The organism is Lysinibacillus sphaericus (assembly GCF_006864135.1).
Lineage (GTDB): Bacteria > Bacillota > Bacilli > Bacillales_A > Planococcaceae > Lysinibacillus.
In genome coordinates this window covers 95,512-116,812 of sequence record NZ_SADV01000010.1, presented here as the reverse complement: position 1 = coordinate 116,812, position 21,301 = coordinate 95,512, and the positions used below count along the sequence as shown (strand labels likewise).

The window sequence follows — 21,301 nt, the reverse complement described above, 5'->3', positions numbered from 1 at the left end:
GCCTTTTCAATCCCTTTTGCTGTTTTAAACTTTTTTGTATTAGTTACAGTAATAACAATTTTTCCCGAAGTTCTTTTTCAACGTTTTCTAACATTGCTTTTTTCGCTGCTATTTCCGCCTCCAATAACATTATATCAATAGTTTCTTCAGGCTCTCTATTATCTACATATCGGGCTAGATTTAAATTGAATTCATTTTCTTCAATTTCATCAAGCGAAACTACTCTTGCATAACGTTCAACATCTTCATAAGAATTATATGTTTCAACAATTCTATGGATATGTGATTCCGACAATTGGTTATTAGCCCGTTGCTCAGTAATATAGTCATTTGAAGCATCGATAAACAAAACATTTCGATGACTACGCTTTTTCTTAAATATTAATAGGCATACGGGAATTGATGTGTAAGGAGCATATAGACCATTCGGCAATGTAATTACCGCATCTAACATATTGTGGTTAACAATTTGTCTACGAATATCCGCTTCTGATGCCCCCCTAAATAATACACCTATATTATGAATTGAGAAACAAACGCCATCTTCTTTTAACTGGTATAACATATGTTGAATATAAGCAAAATCCGTTTTAGATTTTGGAGCTACTTTCTCATATATAGCAAATCTCGGATCACTACCCTCTAGCTGTTCTGGACTCCACATTCCCCCAAAAGGCGGCTCTCCAATTGCTACATCATATTGTTGCCCTAAATGTTTCGGATCAATTAATGTGTTGCCTAGTTGTAAATCAATTTTACGATAATCAATATCATGCATTAACAAATTCATATAAGCTAGATTCAGCACTTCCGGATTAATTTCTTGCCCAACATATTTTCCCACTCTTTCTGATGGGGCTGCCAATAATAATGAAGCAGTTCCTACAGTTGGATCATAAATCTCACTCATATCACCTTTATAACTTGTTAGAAAAGCTTTTAATAATCTTTCAATTGATGAAGAAGTGAGATATTCTCCACCCATTTTCGCACTTTGGCTTTGAGAGTTTATTAAATACTCGAATAACCTCTTATCATCTGCAATTCTATCTAACCCTGTCATAAGCCTCTTTAATAGCACCGCTTTTTCTTCATTAGATAGGCCCGGAACATCTCTTATTAATAATGATTCCTCAAATAAATGACCAAAAATTTGATTTGTACCTAATGAATACGAAGACATTTGTAATTCTTCGATACTTTTCTTCACCAATGAAACTTCAAATAATGGCGATTCATTTTGTGCTAAGTTCACTAAATAAGACCATAATAAAGTCGGGGCGATTTCATAACCTAATTCATGAGCAACTGGCTGAATATATAATTCTTTTTCCATTCGATTATTCCAAGCCACTTCTATTGAGGTGTTGCCTGGTAAAGTGGATTTGATTTGTTGTTCAAATTTATTACTTAAGTCTTTAAAGGCTAAAAGATTAATACATATTTTGACGATAGCCGGCGTATTAATAACCCCTCTAAACCTGTCCATCAAATTAAAAATTGATTGTACGTCTGAATTTTTATTCAATCCATTTCACTTCCTTGTAAAGAAAATTGTATTCTTTCCTTTAAAGTCGGCTTACTAAAGTTTTGTAGCTCATCTAAATTTATTTCCGTATTAAAATATTTTAAAAAACATAATGCTTTCAATCCATCTAGATGGCAGCCAATTAAATCGGCTCTTAAACTATCTGCACGTTGCCAAATTAGTTCAGACTTCATAATTATTAGCATCTCCTACCGCATTTTTCAGCTTCTCATTCATTAACTTTTCTTCCATCTCATTTATTTCTGTTTGAAGTTTTATCTTTTGAATACGTATCATATGAATGTCTCCAATTAACACTTGCTTTTCATATGACGGCAATACCATTTCTAAATCCTTAATCCCGCTGATTTTTAGCATTGCAACTGTACGACTACTGTCTGTCATTGCTTCAATTTGTTTGCGCATTTCTTGGTGATGATTGAAGTACCAAACAAAAAATGGTGGATATACATCCCCATCTAATTCAACAGTCGCGAAGTTTGCAGGAACAATGTAACCTTCAACCTTTTCTGATAAAATTGCTGCTTTTCTAAGTTGTAAATGAATCACCAAACGCTCTCCGCCTACAGTATTTAACTTTTGTAAACCTACTTCTGTAACCTTAATTTGCTGTTCTTCTCCACTTCCCCGATAGCTCTCTCCTAGAGCCTCATTGAAATCTTTCGAATTTAATACGGTCACCTTTTGTGCTGCCTCATCCTCTGTTTCAAATCGTTTTGCCTGAGAACCAACCGATACTTTCGCTTTGTCCGAAATCTTCAAGTTCAGCACCTCCTTGTGAATACTATAAATTAAAACAAATAAAAAAACAAGTATTATTTATGTTATTTTTAAAAGTAACAGAAATAATACTTGTTCCTAATAGATAAAACAAGTTGTATTCTTTAATTTCATAGTTCATTCAAAACTAAAAATTTGTAGATATAAATAAATACCATGAAATAGAATAAATAATCTTCAGGTAATCTTTGCCCAAATAATTAAATACCCGTTTTTTCCATTTAAATAAAACAAATTCATATAACAAAGTGCAGTAAGGGTTGTCCTAATGGATAACCCTTTTTATTTTCTACAATACAAAAACCTGAATAATACTTTAGAACTATAAGAACGTAAAAAATCATAAGATATACTGATTTGCAGATTTGAAGAAATACACCGGGGTTGCATTTAAACAATTTAATAAAAATATTTATAGCTATTCGAATCTATAAAATACCATGGTAGAATAATTCAAATTTTAGTAAGACAAGTTGATTAGTCCTTCTAGTATTCGACAGCAGCCTATCCGGAAAGCAAGCTGTCAAAGTATTATTTAACGTTTAGGTACTTAGGCAAGAAAGTCAAAGAAAATGGAGGAAATTTGGATATGCAAAATAAACAAGAGTCGAATGAATTTGATCAAAATAGACAAGAAGTGGAGGTGAATTTCTCAACAGTTAAATCTAAGCAAAACATTGAAAGTGCAATAAAGCAAACTAAAATAATCACAACCAACGGTAAAGGTAAAGAACTTCAACTTTATGAAGAACTACATGAGAATATAAATAGTACTGATGAATATGGATACGAATGGCAACCACCAATAACATTTGAAGAGTTAACCTCAAAGCAATTTGACGTCAATGTTTTTCCTAGCACTTTAAAGAATATGGTTTTATCAGTAAGTCGATTTGCACAGACGCCAGTAGATCTTGCTGCAATTAGTTTAATTGGTGTACTATCAACTGCTTTACAAAAGAAGTTTCACGTTGAACCTACGAAAGGCTGGAAAGAACCTTTGAACACATACACTGCTGTACTATTGCAACCCTCAAATCGTAAGTCGACTATTTTTGGATTGATGATGGGACCTATATTCGAGTATGAATCAAACCTTATTAAGTCACATCAAGAAATACAAAAAAAAGATGCAAGACTACTATCTTTACTACAGAAACGTATAGATAAACTTGAAAATGAATATACAAAATCAGGCGACAGTGAACATCTAGAAGTGTTGGAGAATTTATGGGTTGAAAGAGAAAAGTTAAAACCAAAGCCAACCCCAGCCCTCATTCTAGATAACTCAACCGAAGAAGTAATCGTCTCAAGGATTACCCAAAACTCTGAACGTATTGCGATTGCTTCTTCAGAAGGTGATTTATTTGAACGGTTAAAATCATCAATTAAATTAGAAGCAAGTAAACTAGATGTGTATTTAAAGGGTTATTCGGGTGACTCCCTGCGGACTGATCGAATTTCAAGAGATACTGAACGAATAGAAGAGCCTTTAGTAACGATTTGCATCTCTGCGCAGCCAACCGTTATTCAGGATATGCCTCAAAAAATTATTGATCGGGGTTTAATCCCACGATTTCTTATCGCAATACCTGAAGATTTATTAGGCAAACGAGATGTGTACAATGCTAAACCAGTAGATTCCGTTACGAAAAAATCATATAACAATTTAATTTCTAAACTACTTAGTTTTGAAGAAAAAGTTTCAGTCGCACTTAAACTTTCCTCAGAATCGTATGATGTCTTGAAGAAATTCGAGCATAATGTAGAGACATTATTCTTGCCAGAAAAGCTATATGGCGACGCTTTAAAAAGTTGGGGCGGCAAAATCACTGGAAATTTACTACGGATTGCGGGTTTATTGCATGTTGCTAAACACATTGAAAACTCAAAAGAAAAGGCAGATATTCCTACGACGTTAGATGTAAAGACATTAGAGGATGCACTTAGATTAAAGGAATACTTTGATTCTCAAATTATGAATGCCTTTGGAATCATGTTTAACAAAGAATCGAACGATTTAGCTCAATATTTGCTACGTAAATTAGGATTACTAGCTCAAGAAAAGAAAACCAGTAAAGTTCCTAAACAAGATTTATGGCAAAAAACAAAAAAGACTTTTACTACTGCAGCGCCCTTTAACTTAGCATTAAAAACTTTAGAAGAGCGAGGCTTTATTCAGTATGAATTTGGTGGTAAATCTGGACGAAAAGAATTTATTATCTTATCGCCTTTTGTAAACCAAGTTAAAAATTTTTAACAGTAGCTATTCGAATATGAAAAAACAGCTGTTATTATATTTTCAGCTTTAAAACAACATTGCTAGATATCTAGTCTTCTAGCATGAGAAAGGGGGTGATACAGATGCAACAAAGTAACATTGATAATGATGTTTGGATGAATTTACAAGCAGCTGCAAAATATTTAAATGTGTCTTATAAGACATTATTAACTTTTCGTTCCATGGGATTAGAAGTAGCTGAGATTGGTCGACTTCGCCGTGTATCTAAATCATCCTTAGATGAATTTATGAAACAACACAGCTTTTAAATATTAATTTTTGAGGAGATTACTTCTTAGAACTAATCTCCTCCAATAAAAAGAATTAGGGGAATTTACAGTATGAAAAATGTGTCGAAAAGATACAATGCTATTAAAGCATATAAATTGAAGAATGGAGCAGAATTATTTCGTTTCACAGTATATCTTGGCGTTGATCCTTTAACAGGTAAAGATAAAATAGTAACTCGAAGTAAATTTAAAACCGTAAAACACGCAGAACTAGCTATTGATAAGCTGAAGTATGAGTTTACAAAAGGCATTTCCCCTACAAATATGTTAAAAACATTTAAGGATGTATTTGTATTATGGGATGAAAACTATAAAATTTCAGGAATTACAATGAGTACTTATTCTAAAACAGAGGGGTATTTTAATAATCATATCTTACCGTTCTTCGGCGAAAAAAAATTAGCTAAAATCACCGTGGCAATGTGTGATCAATTTGCTATTGAACTGTCAAAAAAGTTGAAGTTTTTCCATCATATTATTAACTATGCTTCAGATGTTATGGAAACAGCTATACGTTACGGGAATATTCATGTAAATCCATTCAATTCGGCTAAAATACCAAAGGAAGCTCCGCATACGCAAAACGACAATTACATCAAAGTAACAGATTTTAAAAAGTTGCTTCAAGTATTACCTGACCTAGCTTTTAAAAAGCAATGTATATTACGTCTTCTTATGTTTACAGGAATGCGTAAAGGCGAATTATTGGCTCTAACTTGGTCTGATGTAAACTTTGATGATGCGAAACTATCAATTGAAGCAGCTTACTCCTATTCAAAATATAATGAAGGGAATAATGTTGGTCCTACTAAAACTAAGGTTAATAGTATTATCCCCTTAGACCCTATAACTTTAGATATTTTAAAAACTTGGAAAGAGTTACAATTTGAAGAGTTAAAGCGATTGGGTCTACATCGTAAACCAGAAAAAGAACAGTTATTATTCACTAATACAGTGAATAAACATTTAAAACAAAACATACCAAATGAGTATCTAACAGAAGCTCTTAATAAAGCTAATTTGGAGCGTATTACTCTACACGGATTACGACATACCCACGTGACACACCTATGTGAAGCCGAAGCAAATTTCAGTGGTATCCAGCATAGAGTAGGACATTCACCAACGAAGAATCCGACAACTATCAGAGTTTATACTCACGTTACAGAATATGTAAAACTAGAGACTCTACAATCTTTGCTTGATTACTATGAAAAATTTGACATCAAGTAATTAGAAGGAAAGAAAGTATGGTAAAAAAGATAGTATCAGACTTACAATGTAACGAAGAATATCTAACGAAGGAATTCAATTGATCCGATGACCTACATCCCTCATGTAGTAGAATCAACAAATATTTATACGCAATAGAGCCTCAAAACTCTACTGCGTTTTTTTGTTTTACAATGTCCTATTTGCTAAAATATTGCTTCTCGCATAAAATCAAACTGTAGTACTAAATACTACACCCTCTTTGTCTCCGTAAGCACGATACAGGAGGAAAATACAGTGAAGATTAAAACATATAAACTACAAAATAATGAAATTCGGTATAAATTTCACATTTATATCGGCACTGATCCATTAACAGGTAAAGAAAAGACTACTACTCGCAGTGGCTTTAAAACTAAAAAGGACGCCAAAGATGCTTATTTAACATTGCAACAAGAAATCAGAAACGGGACGTATGGTACGGTTGCTAAAGATACTTATGGAGAGGTATACCATTTATGGTTAGAGCAATATGAAAATACTGTAGAAGACAGCACTCTATTAAAAACAAAGCGGATTTTTCAAAATCATATTTTACCGGCCTTCGGATCATATCGAATTGCCAATATTGATGCAGCTATTTGTCAAAAGCATGTTAATCAATGGTCAAAAAAATTAAAGCGTTTTAGTATGATAAAAAACTATGCCGCCCTTGTTATAAAGTATGCTATTAAACATAGCATTATTGATAAAAACCCTTTTGAGTTAGTTGAAATGCCTGTCATTAAATCTAAAATTTCAATTGATGTCGATGACGAAGAATTTGAAAACTTTTATTCTCGTGACCAGCTTGTACAATTCTTAAGCTACTTACAAGAAGATGCAAATATAAAAAAGCAAGCTGTCTTTCGATTACTTGCGTTTTCAGGTATGCGAAAAGGTGAAGTATTTGCACTGAGATGGAACGATATTGATTTTGAAACTTTTGAAATTCGTATTACGAAGGCGGTAAAGCGCGGTGAAAATGGTTTATATCTTGGTACTACCAAAACCGGTAAATCGCGTACCATTAAAGTCGACCAAGAAACGATGGACCTATTAAAACTTTGGCGGATCGAACAAGAGACCATTTTTTCGGCGATGAAAATCAATACCAAAACCAAGAAGCAGTTAGTGTTCTCTAACACCTATAACGTGCTACAAGATCCCAGTAAAACAGTTCTGTGGCTTTCAGACTTCCTAAAAAAACACCAGTTAGAACACATTACAACACATGGTCTACGTCATACGCACTGTTCCCTACTATTTGAAGCGGGTGCATCAATTAAAGAAGTACAATACCGTTTAGGCCATAGTGACGTAAAAACAACATTAGAAATTTACGCACACGTTACGCGAAAAACGAAATCAGGTACTATCGATAAATTTACAACCTTCCTAAACGATAAATCTGACGAAAACAATTAAAGGACTAACAAAGGATTAACAAAGGTTAATAAGGTATTTAATAAGGGTTCAATCCAATTCAGTACAACTCAATAGCATTAAAAAAGTGCCACAAACGTTGATTTAACAACGTTCATGACACTCAGTGAAATTCAGTACATTTCACAGTATGGAGACGGCGGGAGTCGAACCCGCGTCCAGAAACTCCAATACTTCAGCTTCTACGCGTGTAGTTTGCCTATTTACGATTCACGTAGCATTATGCCGACAAACAGGCGTCCTGTACGCTAACCTGGAAATCTCTTGTCGGTGACTCAGGTGGCACCATCGACCGTATCCCACTAAAGTTGGGCCCCACGTTCTCTACATGGGCGATAGAGAGGCAGAGCGCTTAAGAGCTTACGCTGCGAAAGCTAAGTTTTGTTGTTTGCCAGTTATTATATAACTTCCGTTGATGACGGAGCCGAGACCTCCGACGCGCGACCAAAGCTTGAACCATCCCTGTCGAATCCGTAACGTCCCCTTGAATATGAATCGAAGCACATGGCCTCGTTCAAGCAAAGGAGCTAGAATTTCTTCTAGTACGGTGGGAGCTAAAAGTACGCTTCCATGTAATCTGGCATTCATTAATACTTATTATAAAGCAAATCTATCTATAGTTCAAGTGTCCTGCTATGATGGAAAGAATTAGCTCCCTCGAAACTTATTTCTTATTGCATTACCTTAAATTTCAACTCTCGTAATTTTAATAATAGCTTCCCAACTATGGAATCTGTAAGATAACCAAAGTAAACATCTACCTCTTGTCCACCAAAGCCAAGCTTAAATTCTTTGATTTCTTCTTTGTTCGTTAATGCACCGAAATCATAGCGAGCGTAGCCTCTGCTTCGGAACATCATAATATTTTCCCATAGTAAATAACGATTAGCGAAGCGGATTTGCTGCTTTAAATCAGGTCTATTCTGGATCCATGCAGCAGTACCTGTGTATAAATTTAGTACCATATCTCCATCAACAATGTATATTCGATAGCAAAGTGCCTCACCTTTATCATTTTGAAGCTTTGTGTATATTAGTGCTCCTTGCTCGCGAAGTAGCTTCATTGTTTGCATATGGAATTTACGAACTCGATTTGTTTGTTTCATTTTTGCGAATGCATTGTAAAATTGTTGGAATTCTTTCAGCTCTATATCAGTTGGGTTTTCTTTAACAATTACTTCGTAGGGCTCTTTTCTTGCGCGTCTAAGCATATAGCGATTCATTTTTGATAAATCCGCTAACAGGACATCTTCGTCTTGCTGTAAAATAATTTGTAGTGTTGTATGTCCCTCAAGTTTTTGCTCAGGGAGCTTTGTTTGAGTATAGCAAACTAGCTTTTTTCTTTCTTGTAGATCCTTACACTTTTCTGCGAAATAAATATGCTCCATTTCCACAAACAATACTTTTCTTCTAATCGTAAGAATTGTGTCTCCTCCTTAAATCGCAAGACTTGCTCTCTATATGCATTCTCCATTATATTTTTTAACCAGCATCAATTAGAACGGTCTTGCACGATATATTTTATCCGTTCTCTCGCTAAAAAAACAAAAAGCTCACCATTCAATAGTGAGCTTTCTAACAACCTATTAATCTTGATTTTTTGCTTTGAAGGCACGTTCCATTTCGCGTTTTGCTGCTTTTTTGCGCATGTCGTCGCGTTTGTCGTAATCCTTTTTCCCTTTGCCGACGCCGATTAAGAGCTTGGCATAGCCATCTTTAATGTACATTTTTAACGGGACAATTGTGTAGCCGTCACGTTTTACGGCACCGACTAGCTCGCCGATTTGCTTTTTGTGTAGCAGCAATTTGCGGGCGCGCAGTGGGTCGTGGTTAAAGCGGTTGCCTTGTTCGAATGAGCTGACATGCATATTATTGATCCATGCTTCACCGCTACGGATTTGTACATAGGATTCTTTTAGTTGGACTCTTCCTGCACGGATGGATTTAATTTCTGTGCCTGTTAGCACCATGCCCGCTTCAATTGTTTCTTCAATGAAGTAGTCGTGCCCGGCTTTTTTGTTTTGTGCTAATACTTTACCAGTACCTTTTGCCATATTATTCACCCTCTACTTAAAGGTTAAGCAGGGTCAACCTGCCCTTATTGATAAAGTGAAAGCACCCGCTTCAAATTGCTCTAAAGCGCTAATTGGTGCCTTCACCTCTACTTTTACTTTATTTACGTTTTGATTTTTTCTTTTTGTTTTTCTTTGCTACGCCCTCGTAAAACTTTTGCTTTTGCTTCACGCCTTTTTTAGGGCCGGGGCTTGAGTTTGAGCCATCTTTGCGGCGTCCTCGTGGATCACGGTCATTTTCACGTCGTTCTCCTTGTCCGCCACGTCCTTCTTCATTGCGACCACTGCGATTGCCACTTCGGCCTCTTTCTTCTTCGTTGCGACTACTGCGACTGCCACGTCCGCCTCGTTCTTCTTCGTTGCGACCACTGCGACTGCCACGTCCGCTTCGCTCTTCCCCGTTGCGACCACCTTTGCGGCCATTACGACCATCTTTGTTGTCGCTATAATTTTTGCGTGCGTGAATCACAGTAGGTGCTGCTTTTCGTGTTCGTCCATAAGACGTTACCATTCCGACAATTTCAAAGTCAATCGATGACTCCTCAATAATAACATTTGCTACACGTACCGTTACTTCATCTCCGATACGGAATTGGCGATTTGTACGTTCACCGATCATCATCATTTGACGATCATCAAAGCGGTAGTAGTCATCTGTCATATTGCTAATATGGACAAGTCCTTCAATCGTGTTTGGTAGCTCCACGAAAATCCCAAAGTTTGTAATGGATGAGACGATCCCTTCAAACTCTTCACCAATTTTATCGGACATATATTGTGCTTTTTTCAGTGCATCAGTATCGCGTTCTGCATCGACAGCACGGCGTTCACGCTCTGACGTATGGTCAGCAATTTCATCCATCGCCATACTCCACTGTGCGACTGTCTCATTTGATGTATCTTTATTAATTAAATACGTACGAATTAAACGATGGACAATTAAGTCTGGATAACGTCGAATCGGTGACGTAAAGTGTGTATAGAAATCTGTAGATAAACCAAAGTGACCTAAGCTTTCAGGATAATATTTTGCCTGCTGCATGGAGCGTAGAAGCATTGTTGAAATAACAGGCTCCTCTGGCATACCTTCAATGGCTTTTAATACATCTTGTAAAGCTTTCGGATGGACTGTGTTTCCTGTACCTTTGATTAAAATACCGAAGTTCGTGACAAATTCAAAGAAGCGTTGGAGCTTTTCTGGCTTTGGATCTTCGTGGATACGGTAAAGGAACGGTACATTCATCCAATGGAAATGCTCTGCTACTGTTTCATTGGCAGCTAGCATGAAATCTTCAATTAATTTCTCAGCTACTGTACGTTCACGTAATTCGATATCTACTGGCCAGCCATCTTCGTCCACGATCACTTTAGATTCTTTAAAGTCAAAGTCAATGGCACCGCGCATTTGACGTTTATTTCGTAAAATGTTAGACAGCTCAGCCATATGTTTAAACATTGGTACTAGTGGCTCATAGCGGGCAATTAGCTCTGCGTCCTGCTCCTCTAAAATTTTGTAAACGTCTCTATATGTCATACGCTCAGTTGTTTTAATGACACTTTGGAAAATTTCATGTGAAATCACATTACCATTTGCATCAATAATCATTTCACAAGATAGTACTAGACGGTCAACCTGTGGATTTAATGAACAGATCCCATTCGATAATCGGTGCGGAATCATCGGGATAACGCGGTCTGTTAAATATACACTTGTCGCACGATCATAAGCTTCAATATCTATTACAGAGCCTTGTGTTACATAATAACTAACGTCTGCAATATGTACGCCAAGTTTATAAGTACCGTCTCCATTTTTCGTTACGGTTACAGCATCATCCAAGTCCTTCGCATCAGCTCCATCGATTGTCACAATCGTTTCATGGCGTAAATCACGGCGACCTTCTAAATCTGCCTCTGTAATTTCATCTGGCACTCGTTGCGCAGCAGCAACCACTTCTTCAGGGAATTCTGGTGGAATGTCGTGCTTATATAAAATAGAGAGAATATCCACACCTGGGTCATTTTTGTGCCCTAATATTTTTGTAATATAGCCTGTTGCCGATTTTAAATCTTCTGGCCAAGTAGCTACCTCCACGACAACCTTGTGTCCGTCAACAGCTCCTAATGTATCACCCTTAGCAATGAAAATGTCCATCGGTAGTTTTTTGTCATCTAAAACAACAAAGCCAAAGCCTCGATTTGCTTGGAACGTCCCAACAAAGCTCGTTTGTCCACGCTCTACTACCTTTGTCACCGTACCTTCACGACGATCACCGAATGATTCCTTTAAAACACGTATTAAAACGATATCGCCGTTAATCGCACCATTTATTTCATGCGGTGGAATGAAAACATCATCCATCCCCTCAATATCAGGTGTCACAAAGCCAAAGCCTTTCGCGTGTCCGATAAATTTACCTCGAAGTAAATTCATGCGCTCTGGCAAGCCATAACGATTGGAGCGAGAACGCACAACTAAACCTTGCCCCTCCATACGCACTAACGTTTTCACTAATTCTTTAAATTCGTCAGCATCTTCAAAGCCAAATACGTCCTCGATTTCGCCAACGGTTAATGGTTTATATTCTTCTTCACCGAAAAAATCGAGTAAACGACTTTGTAGTGAATTGTTCTGGTCTTTCATAATTTCCCTCCTTCATGAGAAAATCCTAATTATATTTTTATTGTGCCCAATTTAAGCTTTCTAAAAAGCGATAAATATCTTCATGTAACTGATCTTTTTCTTGATCTAACGTAATAACATGTTTTGAGTTTTCATACCACTTGATTTGTTTTTCAAGTGACTCAGTTTGATTATATATAATGTTGGCAGATTCTGTCTCAATTACCTCATCATTTGTCGCCTGTACGACAAAAATCGGTGCATATATCATGTCAATTTCTTGACGTGTCCGGGCAATAAACTCGCGCAATTCTTGTAAAGATGGCATGCCCTTTTCAGCAATTAACGCAACCTCAGCTTCGATTTGCTCCTCATCTTTACCTTGGAACTTTTTATAGTCCCTCGCATATTTCAGTACACCTTGAAACATAACATCTGTTGTACGCATCGTCATTGGAGCACACATTGTCACTATACCTTTCACTGGGTTAATAAGCGCAATATTTAATGCCATCACACCACCCAATGACAAGCCAGCAACAGCAATCTCCTCATAGCCCGCATCCTGCAGCTGTTTGTACGCAGCTACGACATCCTGCCACCAATCAGCAGGACCTGTTGTAATAAGTTCCTCCGGTTCCACACCGTGACCTTTATAATGAGGTGCTAATGTAGTATACCCTTTTTTCTCTAAAAATCTCCCAAGCATTCGCACATCCGCAGAGCTTCCCGTAAACCCATGCAATAACAAAACTGCTCTAGCTCCTGCCTGAAAGAAAAAAGGCTGTGATAACGATTTTTTCATTGCGCGCCCTCCTTCATCCAAATACATATACTATAACCATTATAGCCATACCGAAGCTTCCTAAAAAGTTTTGGCGATTGTTACATCTTTTATGAGGTTTTATCGGTTAATTTGATGGTCTTTTTCAGCATTTTGATGTTTCTGGCAATTCTATTCGGCATTTCGAGGAGTCTATCCGGCATTTTGGTTCTTCTATCCGTCACTTTGAGGTGTCTATCCGTCACTTTGACTCTTCTATCCGCCGCTTCGGGGTGTCTATCCGTCACTTTGACTCTTCTATCCGCCGCTTCGGGGTGTCTATCCGTCACTTTGACTCTTTTATCCGTCGCTTCGGGGATTCTCCGTCACTTTGACTCTTTTATCCGTCGCTTCGGGGATTCTCCGTCACTTTGACTCTTCGAAGTCAAGTCCTTAATATTGTGTAAAATTCTATACAATGTTCTTCAATTCTGACTTTAGTTTTGTCAAATTGTCCAGCTTATGTTTAGAATTCGCCTCTAAAAGTGTGAGTTGCGCCGCTAACCAAAGGAAGAACGCCGCTAAAACATGAAATTCCGCCGCTAACCAAGCAAGGATCGCCGCTAAAGCACGAAATCCCGCCGCTTCGGGGAGTCTAGCCATCACTTTAGCTTTTCCATCCGTAATTTTGCGATTCGCAGTATTTACACCCTAGCGCGGGTATTCACTTCGCTTCCATGAGTATCTCCCTGCCTCACGCGAGCATTCTTCGCTTCCGCGCCCGACCTCACGCGAGTATCTCCCTGCCCCACACACGACTTTGCTGAACTAACTATGTATTGACGACATCCAAATAATTAGTACCATAAAAGAAAACGCCCAACCAGTAAAGGTTAGGCGATATATCTTCAACTATTAGATTTTTGTAATAGCGAGTGCTAAAATAAAGAATAATATTGCTAACACAATTGTTACACGATGAAGGATTAGATCCATACCACGTGCTTTTTGCTTTCCAAATAGTTGTTCAGCTCCACCCGAGATGGCACCTGACAAGCCTGCACTTTTACTAGATTGAAGTAATACTACAACGATCAACGCTACTGAAACGATAACTAATGAAACTAATACTACTGTATGCATTCACTGCACCTCCCGAACTTCGAACATCACAACATAATATATTATAACAAAAAAAGGTTCTCTTGACAAACTAAGATTAATAAATATCCTCATTTTACCTCATTCGGTTAATTTTTCTAAAAAACAACATACCAACTTGCTATCACATTATCCTATAATAGTTAAAAGTATAGTCATCACAAAAATCCCAAAAAATGCCGTTCATATAAGTTGATTGGCGTGGAGGCCAGACAACTCTTGGGGATTAGCGACACAGAAGAGACCCTGCAAAAATAGAGGAACGAGGGGTAAGCGCATCACGTCCTCTGATCATGCCTTCGGACCAACATCCCGCCGCTTTCGCCCAAAAACATCTGTTGCTCTTAGTGGCATATCGAACGTCCCCTGGAAAACGCTGAAATCACCCTCACGTTTTAGTGATGAGCTAAAAATATAATTATAATGGAGGAATTATGAAAAAAAGTTTATTGCTAATTTTTTCACTTATTATTTTATGCATGCTTAGCGCTTGCTCAGCTGTTATCAAGGCCGTCGAAGTATTAGCACCAGAGGAACCTGCATCCGAAGAAGAGGCTTCTATGGACTTTAAGGAGCCTACTAGTAAAGCTCCATCAGTGGAGTTTTCTGCGGAAGACCTTTTTTCAACGACATTATTTAAGAAAGATCTTGCTTTGTTGCAATTCTCAAAAAAGGTTGAGAAGCATATATCAACGTTTGACCCAAACTTTACAGTAATATATAGGGGAAAATTAGATTGGGATACGTTTAAAGAACAACTGAATGATCTTTATAACATACTTAATTTTGTTAATCCTTATACAACAGGATATATCAAAAATTTCAACTGGGAAGCACGGGAAGTAGATAGTGGTTATGAGATAGAATTTGATTTTACATATTTTACAGATGCCAAAAAGGAAAAGAAAGTCGATGATTATGTAGAGAAATTTGCAACTAAGTATATTACAAATGACATGGATGATTTTCATCGTGCTAAAGTCGTTAATGACTTTGTAGTACAACTAGCCACTTATTCTGATGAAGATGCGTCAGAAGGTCAATCTGTTTATGAATTAATAAGTCAAGAAACTGGTGTTTGCCAAGCTTATACACTTTTAGCCTACCGTTTATTTTTGGCGGCTGGTCTTGATGCTAAATATGTTTATGGCTATAGCGATAATCAGCTTCATGCATGGAATTTAGTAAGTGTTAATAGTGATTGGTATCATGTTGATACGACTTGGAATGATGTTAATCCTGATGAACCTTATGCTATTTCCTACGAATATTTTTTAGTGAATGACGAAAAACTAAGTGAAGATCATATTTGGGCACGTGACAACTATTTTGCTGCTACAAGCGATGCATATGATTTTATGCATGATATGTGGTACGCGGATACTGTTGGCAACGTTATTTATTATAATAGCATGGCCGATAACACGGTATACGCCTATGATTTAGCAACAAAACAAAGTAGACAGGTTACAGAAACAGCTTGTTATTTCCTTGCGGCAGTTGACGATTCGATTTATTGTAGTGATTATGATAATGCCGGCTTTTTAACAAAGATATTTATAAAAGATGGCTCAGAAGAAGTGTTGTTAGAGGAAGAGGTTCAAAACTTGTTCATTAATGATAAAGGGGTTTTATTATACGAAACCATTGATGGTGAAAAACATTCACAAAATTTATAGCTTATGCTTCCATCCCAATAGATAGTAAGTCAGATTCTATTTTCACATTCAGCCTCTAGTTTTCGTAAAGACTGGGTGACTCCTCTTGGATCAGGTTACAGATGAGCCTGGAGGAAAGCGCTCAGTCGGAACGGAAATTAACCCCACATTTTAGTTATATATGCCACATTTAACAAGATCCACACAATATCATAACAATTAATTCATTGTAGCTTTACAACCTTCCTTTACACTTACTTGTGAAATGACCTTACCTTAAGGAGGAAAATCATGAAACATTCAAAAAAATGGAGTTCATTGTTACTAGCAAGCGCAATTGCTTTATCATCGATTAGTATCGCTCAACCGCAAGTAGAAGCTGCTCAAGTAAAGAAGCCAACAAATGTGATTATGCTCGTGATGGATGGTAGTAGTAATAATGCCGTTACACTTTCTCGTTGGTTTAAAGGTCAAAGTTTAGCGATGGATGAAATTTTATCAGGGGGCGTGCGTACATACTCTGCCGATTCAGCTATTACTGATTCAGCTCCTGCCGCTACTGCGTTAGCAACTGGCCATAAATCAAATGATAAATTTGTAGGTGTATTACCGTCCGTTATTAATTCACCAGGGCTTAAGCAAATTGCCAAAGAGGATGCTTTTAGACCTGTAGCTAATGTTTTAGAAGGGGCTAAACAACAGGGCAAGGCGACTGGATTGATTGCTACTTCGGAAATTCAGCATGCCACACCAGCAGGCTTTTCTGCACATGTTAAAAATAGAAGCCAATATGATGACATCGCTGAGCAGCAAGTTTATCAAAACATTGATGTCGTATTAGGTGGTGGCTTTGAGTCTTTGGCACCCGGCACAACTAAAAATGCTCGAAAAGATGGCGAGAATTTAGTGGATGTCCTTAAAGGAAAAAATTATGACATCGTGAAAACGCGAGATGAGCTTCTAAATAGTAAATCGTCAAAAATTTGGGGAAGCTTTGCTCCAGGTGCCCTTGCCTACGATTTTGATCGTGCCAAAACAAAAGCATCTGAGCCAAGTCTTGCTGAGATGACTAGTAAAGCTATTGATACGCTCAAAAAGGATGAAGATGGCTTCTTCTTATTTGTAGAAGGCAGTAAAGTGGACTGGGCGGCTCATGCCAATGACACAATTGGCATGATTAGCGATATTTTATCGTTTGATGATGCAGTCAAGGAAGCGGTTGATTTTGCAAAAAAAGATGGCAATACTATGGTCATTGCTGTTACAGACCACGGCAACAGTGGGATTACAATGGGGAATGCTAACACGACAAGTACTTATTCCAACACACCTGTTTCTGCCTATATCGATCCTCTAAAGAAAGCTAAAATGACCGTTGAAGGTGCACTAAGCCAATTAAAGGAAGATAAATCAAATATTGTAGAAGTCGCTGCACTTTATGGATTAGATGATTTATCTCCGGACGAGCTTGCGACCTTACAGTTAGCTAAAGACCCTGGAGAAGAAATGGTAAAAATGCTTGCCAACCGTGCTCATATTGGCTTTACAACCGGTGGGCATACTGGTGATGATGTGTTTTTATACTCATTCGGGCCATCTAAAATTACAGGCCTTGTAGAAAACACAGATTTAGCCCATGCGATGGCAAAGTTTATGGACTTCGATTTAAATAAGCTTACAGATGATTTATATATACCAGCAACAAAAGCATTTACGGAAAAAGGCTACACATCTAAAATTGACTTAACTGATAAAGATAACCCTAAATTGATTGCACAAAAAAATAATGTAACCGTTACAATCCCAGTTAATAAGAACATTTTAATATACGAACAAGACAAGACAGCACAAACACATACCTTTGATACAATCAATGTTTACAACGGTACTGAATTTTACGTTTCTAAAAAAGTTTTAAATGTAATCAAATAAGGGCTTTTACGGAAAGTTATTCTCCCACTTACTTTGGAATTCTGTAGCGAGATAAAAATAAGGGTGCTATCATAAGTTGAGATGTCTAACTTGATGGTGGCACTTTTCTTTTTTGCTCAAATTTGTTTTTGCAACAGTCCTCAAAAGATTACCACTTTAATCATCTGCTTAACATTTTTACAGCTTCCATTTTGGTTATCCCCTCTCACCATAAATTATGCCAATTTTTTCCGTCCGATTTACTTTGATTTTACTTTCATTTATTATGCTTAATGTAATAACGAAAAAATAGATTGCTTCGAATGCTCTAAAACGAAATTTAAGGATTTTTTAAGTACCATTGAAGCGGAAAAACAGCGATAATAAAGGTGATTGTAGTTTTAGTAAAATTCAAATTGAGGTACAAAGGAAAATCATTTTCTTTCCTTCATTTAGGTGAGTTTTTAGAAACCTTAATTTTACCTTAAATTAATCTTATGATTTTATGAATATCAAGAAATTTAGCAACATTTTAAGCTACAATCCGTCAAAACAGTGTTGAAAAATTAATAAGTGGAAAAATAATTTAGAAAAAACTTGAAAAAATATCTATTTATTTATATATTTACAAAGTTATAATCTTTTTTCATTTTTAATTGGAGGTGGACATATGCAATCCATTAAAAATAATGAGGTTTTACGTTTTATAGGCTTTACGTTATTTTACTTCATCATTTTAACGCTCTTGTTTCTTATCCATGGCTTCCATGATATGAACGCAGGACCATTTATATATACGGAATTTTAAGAAAAGGAGATATAAACTATGTTAAGTATTTTAGAGGCTATTCAAAAAGTGGCACAACAGCATCCACATCGAACTGCATATCAAACCAATAGTGATGCCTTAACGTATGGTGAGCTTTGGCATCTTTCTGATTGTGTAGCGCAATATTTAATGGCTCTTGATTTGAAAAGACAACAACCTATCGTCGTCTACGGGCATATGTCCCCTTTACAAATCGTTGCCTTTTTAGGAGCTGTAAAGGCAGGTCATCCATATGTACCGGTTGACTCTTCTACACCGTCTGAAAGGTTACAAATTATAATAGAAGCTTCTCAGGCTTGTTTACTACTAAAAACTGAAACATTAAACGCGAATCAATCAGTTCCTGTAGTGGAAGTAAGTGATTTAGTGGCTCAAGCTACTAGCATTTCGACAGAGCCTTCAACTTGGGTTAAGGATCAAGAAATTCATTATATTATTTACACATCTGGTTCTACTGGTAAGCCAAAAGGTGTTCAAATTACAGCTGATAATTTAGCACATTTTGTTGATTGGATGCATGAGCATTTCCCTTTACAGGAATCTGGCGTGTTTCTAAATCAAGCACCTTATTCCTTTGATTTATCGGTTATGGATTTATATCCTGCACTCGTTAGTGGGCAAACACTTTACGCTATTAAGCAGGAGCAAATTGCTAATCCAAAAGCGTTATTTGAGTCATTAGCTTCATCTGATATTCGCGTTTGGACTTCTACACCTTCCTTTGCGAAGATCTGCTTAATGAACAAAGAATGGGATCAGGCGTTAATGCCTACTTTAAATACGTTTTTATTCTGCGGAGAGGTTTTACCAGTATCCGTATCGAAAGAATTAATGCAGCGCTTCCCACAAGCTTCTATTTTTAACTTATACGGTCCTACAGAAACAACGGTTGCCGTATCTTATGTGAAAGTAACAAAGGAGCTTCTTGAGCAATTTGACCAATTACCAATCGCTCCTCTATCTGAGCCTAATCTATCCTTGCAAGAAGATGGCGAGATTATTATTTCTGGACCGACTGTAAGTGCAGGTTATCTTGGGGCACCTGATTTAACACTTAAAGCGTTTCCTACAATAGGGGATCAACGTATTTATAAAACTGGAGACGTTGGTTATGAAAAAGATGGTTATCTGTTCTTTTCTGGACGAAAAGATTTCCAGGTGAAACTACACGGTTACCGTTTAGAAATCGAGGAAATTGAAAAACAAATTGGCAATCTTCCAGCTGTTGCTAGCTGTGTTGTTATACCTATTTCAAAAGATGATGAAATTGTTTCACTAAGTGCGTTTGTTGTTCTACGAGAACCATTGACAGACTCTGCCTTCAAAATGACGAAGCAGCTTAAAGCATTGTTAGCGGAGTATTTACCATCTTATATGATTCCGAAAACGTTCAAATACATTGACACTTTACCTTTAAATACTAACGGTAAAGTTGATCGTAAAGGATTGGCGGTTATGGAAACAGTATGACGGCTTATGGAAATATATTTTTCTTCATCATCATTGGTATTTTATTAATGCCATCCATTATTTTAGGACTACGTGGGAAATCAGCTAAACGCTATAATATCTTTATTTCGATTGTCGTGTTAGCTCTTATTTTTGGTAACTCCCTTAATGGCTCAACTTCTCTTATACTATTTACAGTATTTCAGTTACTATTAATTGTCGGTTACCAAAAATATCGCTTACAGAAGAATAGCACGTCCGTATTCGTAATTGCTGTACTGCTGTCTATTTTGCCACTTGTACTTGTGAAGGTTCTGCCTATGCTTGGCCTTAATAATTTATTTGGATTTTTAGGGGTATCCTATATTACCTTTAAATCGGTACAAATGATTTTAGAAACTCGTGATGGCTTAATTAAGGATAAAATTTCAGTAGTTGAGCTTGCTTATTTCTTACTGTTCTTCCCAACAATAACTTCAGGACCTATTGATCGTTGGCGACGCTTTTATAAAGATATGCACACAGTGCCATCTAGTCAAGATTATCAAAAGCTGCTGTTAAGCGGAATTAATTGTATATTTTTAGGCTTTTTGTATAAATTTATTTTGGCTTATTTAATATACAATTACACACTTATTTATTTACCAAATCAAACGTATAACTATTTGACACCTTTTCAAGGGCAAATAGCGTATATGTATATGTATAGTTTTTATCTATTTTTCGATTTTGCAGGTTATAGTGCTTTTGCTGTTGGTGTCAGTCGCATTATGGGTGTTCAAACGCCAATTAACTTTAACCGTCCATTCTCGAGTCGCAATATTAAAGACTTCTGGAACCGTTGGCATATGAGTCTTTCATTCTGGTTCAGGGATTATGTTTATATGCGCTTCGTACTTTGGATGACGAAGAAAAAATGGATTAAAAACAAATATACAGTTTCTTATCTTGGCTTCTTTTTACTGTTCTTTTTAATGGGTATTTGGCACGGATTAGAATTGCACTTTGTTGTCTACGGTCTCTACCATGCCTTGTTAATTATTTGCTTCGATAAATTTGAACGTTGGAATAAAAAGCGCAAGATTTGGCCAAAAAATAAATGGACGCATGCAATCGGCGTATTTATTACGTTTAATGCCATTTGCTTTGGTTTCTATATTTTTTCAGGAACATTATTTTAATTAATGGCTCTGTTTTATATTTTTATGAATAACGCAGCCTAAACAATAAAGGAGATT

17 protein-coding genes and 1 other RNA gene are annotated in these 21,301 nt (G+C 36.7%); 9 read left to right on the top strand and 9 right to left on the bottom strand.

The features are described 5' to 3' along the window. Positions 1 to 43: 43 nt before the first annotated feature. The 3 genes from C7Y47_RS13900 to C7Y47_RS13890 are packed head-to-tail and all read right to left on the bottom strand — an operon-like array spanning position 44 to position 2,311. Complete coding sequence (locus C7Y47_RS13900; RefSeq protein WP_142509317.1) at positions 44 to 1,528, bottom strand: N-6 DNA methylase; 1,485 nt, start codon at positions 1,526 to 1,528, stop codon at positions 44 to 46. After that, positions 1,525 to 1,722: a hypothetical protein gene (locus C7Y47_RS13895; RefSeq protein WP_142509316.1), complete on the bottom strand. Its 198-nt coding sequence runs from the start codon at positions 1,720 to 1,722 to the stop codon at positions 1,525 to 1,527. The genes C7Y47_RS13900 and C7Y47_RS13895 overlap by 4 nt, the downstream gene beginning before the upstream one ends. Next, positions 1,712 to 2,311, bottom strand: coding sequence for a hypothetical protein (locus C7Y47_RS13890; RefSeq protein WP_142509315.1), 600 nt, complete (start codon positions 2,309 to 2,311; stop codon positions 1,712 to 1,714). The genes C7Y47_RS13895 and C7Y47_RS13890 overlap by 11 nt, the downstream gene beginning before the upstream one ends. 607 nt (positions 2,312 to 2,918) lie before the next feature. Here C7Y47_RS13890 and C7Y47_RS13885 point away from each other — a divergent pair. The 4 genes from C7Y47_RS13885 (at position 2,919) to C7Y47_RS13870 (ending at position 7,579) form a co-directional block, all read left to right on the top strand. Then, positions 2,919 to 4,589 (top strand): YfjI family protein, encoded by a 1,671-nt coding sequence (locus tag C7Y47_RS13885; RefSeq protein ID WP_142509314.1) that lies wholly within the window; start codon positions 2,919 to 2,921, stop codon positions 4,587 to 4,589. Positions 4,590 to 4,693: 104 nt separating this feature from the next. Next, a complete protein-coding gene (locus C7Y47_RS13880; protein WP_185903489.1) occupies positions 4,694 to 4,879 on the top strand; it encodes a helix-turn-helix domain-containing protein in 186 nt (61 codons plus the stop codon). A gap of 72 nt (positions 4,880 to 4,951) precedes the next feature. After that, positions 4,952 to 6,133, top strand: a complete 1,182-nt coding sequence (locus C7Y47_RS13875) for a tyrosine-type recombinase/integrase (RefSeq protein ID WP_142509312.1) — start codon at positions 4,952 to 4,954, stop codon at positions 6,131 to 6,133. A gap of 276 nt (positions 6,134 to 6,409) precedes the next feature. Continuing rightward, positions 6,410 to 7,579, top strand: a complete 1,170-nt coding sequence (locus tag C7Y47_RS13870) for a site-specific integrase (RefSeq protein ID WP_255505175.1) — start codon at positions 6,410 to 6,412, stop codon at positions 7,577 to 7,579. Positions 7,580 to 7,725: 146 nt separating this feature from the next. Here C7Y47_RS13870 and ssrA read toward each other — a convergent pair. From ssrA to secG, 6 genes are all read right to left on the bottom strand, one after another. Further along, positions 7,726 to 8,081, bottom strand: a transfer-messenger RNA (tmRNA) gene (ssrA, locus tag C7Y47_RS13865). A gap of 187 nt (positions 8,082 to 8,268) precedes the next feature. Further along, a complete protein-coding gene (locus C7Y47_RS13860) occupies positions 8,269 to 8,997 on the bottom strand; it encodes a GNAT family N-acetyltransferase (RefSeq protein ID WP_142509310.1) in 729 nt (242 codons plus the stop codon). Positions 8,998 to 9,183: 186 nt separating this feature from the next. Continuing rightward, entirely contained in the window at positions 9,184 to 9,651 is a 468-nt protein-coding gene (smpB, locus tag C7Y47_RS13855) for an SsrA-binding protein SmpB (RefSeq protein WP_142509309.1), read from the bottom strand. A gap of 118 nt (positions 9,652 to 9,769) precedes the next feature. Continuing rightward, complete coding sequence (gene rnr / locus C7Y47_RS13850) at positions 9,770 to 12,313, bottom strand: ribonuclease R (protein WP_142509308.1); 2,544 nt, start codon at positions 12,311 to 12,313, stop codon at positions 9,770 to 9,772. A 37-nt stretch (positions 12,314 to 12,350) separates the two neighbouring features. Beyond that, positions 12,351 to 13,097: an alpha/beta hydrolase gene (locus C7Y47_RS13845; RefSeq protein WP_142509307.1), complete on the bottom strand. Its 747-nt coding sequence runs from the start codon at positions 13,095 to 13,097 to the stop codon at positions 12,351 to 12,353. Between the two features lie 873 nt (positions 13,098 to 13,970). Further along, a complete protein-coding gene (gene secG / locus C7Y47_RS13840; RefSeq protein ID WP_142509306.1) occupies positions 13,971 to 14,198 on the bottom strand; it encodes a preprotein translocase subunit SecG in 228 nt (75 codons plus the stop codon). 452 nt (positions 14,199 to 14,650) lie between these two features. Between secG and C7Y47_RS13835 the strand changes: the two genes are divergently transcribed. From C7Y47_RS13835 to dltB, 5 genes are all read left to right on the top strand, one after another. Beyond that, positions 14,651 to 15,895 (top strand): transglutaminase domain-containing protein, encoded by a 1,245-nt coding sequence (locus C7Y47_RS13835; protein ID WP_142509305.1) that lies wholly within the window; start codon positions 14,651 to 14,653, stop codon positions 15,893 to 15,895. Between the two features lie 270 nt (positions 15,896 to 16,165). Next, positions 16,166 to 17,806, top strand: coding sequence for an alkaline phosphatase (locus tag C7Y47_RS13830; protein WP_142509304.1), 1,641 nt, complete (start codon positions 16,166 to 16,168; stop codon positions 17,804 to 17,806). Between the two features lie 649 nt (positions 17,807 to 18,455). Next, on the top strand, positions 18,456 to 18,593 hold the full coding sequence (locus C7Y47_RS13825) for a teichoic acid D-Ala incorporation-associated protein DltX (protein WP_132361964.1): 138 nt from the start codon (positions 18,456 to 18,458) through the stop codon (positions 18,591 to 18,593). An 18-nt stretch (positions 18,594 to 18,611) separates the two neighbouring features. After that, a complete protein-coding gene (gene dltA / locus C7Y47_RS13820) occupies positions 18,612 to 20,084 on the top strand; it encodes a D-alanine--poly(phosphoribitol) ligase subunit DltA (RefSeq protein ID WP_142509303.1) in 1,473 nt (490 codons plus the stop codon). After that, complete coding sequence (gene dltB, locus C7Y47_RS13815; protein WP_142509302.1) at positions 20,081 to 21,244, top strand: D-alanyl-lipoteichoic acid biosynthesis protein DltB; 1,164 nt, start codon at positions 20,081 to 20,083, stop codon at positions 21,242 to 21,244. Before dltA ends, dltB begins: the two co-directional genes overlap by 4 nt. Positions 21,245 to 21,301 lie beyond the last annotated feature (57 nt).